The 1,874-nt window shown below is 57.3% G+C and carries 2 protein-coding genes; both read right to left on the bottom strand.

Translation table 11 applies throughout. The features are described 5' to 3' along the window. Positions 1-547, bottom strand: a 547-nt coding sequence (locus QVO43_RS08330) for a diaminopimelate dehydrogenase (RefSeq protein WP_288174804.1), incomplete at its 3' end; no start/stop codon positions are given. A gap of 129 nt (positions 548-676) precedes the next feature. Next, the coding region (locus tag QVO43_RS08325; protein WP_288174802.1) for an SGNH/GDSL hydrolase family protein at positions 677-1,874 on the bottom strand (1,198 nt) is incomplete at its 5' end.

The raw sequence follows: 1,874 nt of genomic DNA, 5'->3' as shown, positions 1-1,874 counted from the left end.
CCGCTTCCAGGGCTGCTTCCACCGGCACCGTATACTGCTTGGCGTCTTTGACACCGGGAATTCGGCGGATGGCGTCGCTGTGGCCCTGGCTGACCCCTTTGCCCCAGAAGGTATAATCCTTTCCTTCAGGCAGGATGGCGTTGCTGTACAGCCGGGCCAGGGAAAACAGGCCGGGATCCCAGCCTACGGAAATGATTCCCAAATGGCCGGAAGCCCTGGCCGCCTTGTCCACTGCTGCAAAATGTTCCGGGATCCGGGCATGGGTGTCGAAGCTGTCGATCACGTTGAACATTCCGGCCATTTCCGGAGTCTGCACCGGCAGATCCGTAGCGCTGCCGCCGCAGAGGATCAGCACATCGATGCTGTTCTTCCAGTCGGCCATATCCTTTACATTGACCACCGGCACATTGGCCGTGGCGATTTTCACCTGGGCAGGATCCCGGCGGGTGAACACCGCTGCCAGTTCCATATCCGGCGCCTTCTCCAGAGCACATTCCACACCCCGTCCCAGATTGCCATATCCCAGGATCCCAATTCGAATGGTCATAAACAAAATCTCCCCTCATTATAATGCAGCAGAAAACTGTATACAGTATTTTATTTTTACAATGCCGCATAAGTAGAATATGTTTCATATTCTATCATAAAGTATGGAGAATTGTAAAGGTAGTACCCTTTATTCTTCGTCCTCCTGATCCTGTTCCCGGGCCATCCGGATTTTGGCCATGATCCCGTCCCATTGTTCCGTAATGGCTTTGGCCATGAGCCGCTTGCCCCGGAAGTTCAGATGCAGTCCGTCCAGGGCGTACCGGGTGGGCAGGTCTTCATTTTCGTCAAACTGGGTCCCCAGGTCGATGAACCAGGGCAGGCTCCGGATCCACTGGTTCACTTTGGCCATTTCCGCACGCCATCCTTCGGCGGTGGGTTCGTCAAAGGCCCGTTTGATGTTGGCCGGATTCACCGGAGGCAGTGTCATGAAAATGGGGGTGATCCCGTTGTCCTCACATTTTTCCCGGATCCCCTTCAGGTCGCTGATGACGCTTTCCCCGCTGACCCAGCCACGGAGGCTGTTGCTGCCGGTCATGATGATCAGATATTTGGGGTGGAAGGGGACCACATCCTTGTCGAACCGGTCCAGGGTAGCCTCGCTGGTGTCCCCGCTTTCTGCCAGGTTGATGCTGTCAAAGGGCAGGTAATACTGGTAGCTGTAGGCAAAATCGCTGGGAGAATAGGAAAGATCCCCGCCCCCGTGGGAAATGCTGTCCCCCAGGGTCCCCACCTGCCAGTTGTCTTCCGGATCCACCTTCATGGGCTGGGGCGGACAGAACTGACTGACCGGATTCCCGGCTTCGTCAATACCCCGTACCCGCCAGTACATGGTGTAGGGAGCGTAGTGGGATTCGTCGTCATACCAGTCGAATCCGGTGGATTTGCCCCGTTCCAGCAGCTGGTCCGGCGCTGCTTCCCGGGTGGGGGAGACGGCATTGGTTCTCAGCACCTCCACCTCATAATGCCGCACCCCGTTGAGAGGCACCCAGTTGTACACCGGGTACAATAGCGTGGTACCGTTGCCGCTGTTGAATTGGCTGATGGGGGCCGGATACAGGGCCGTCTTCCGGTCCGGATCCACATGGACCTTTTCCACCGGAGAAAGGGCGGAAACCGGTTTTTCGTCCAGGTCGAAAGACTGGATCTGCACCGATACATCCCCCCGGGTACCCGCAGGCAAAGCCAGGTTGTATCCGGCCACATAGGTCCGGTCATCGGGCAGGGAGCTCCCGTTGGGCAGCTGTACCTTTACATTGTAATAGACCGTCCCCAGGATGGGTTTCCAGCGGAGAGTGGGATGGAGAGAAGCAGGGTGGGCTGCCGTG

The sequence above is a fragment of the Acidaminococcus sp. CAG:542 genome (genome assembly GCF_000437815.1).
In the GTDB taxonomy this organism is placed as follows: Bacteria; Bacillota; Negativicutes; order Acidaminococcales; family Acidaminococcaceae; genus Acidaminococcus.
This window is presented reverse-complemented; position numbering and strand designations above follow the sequence as displayed.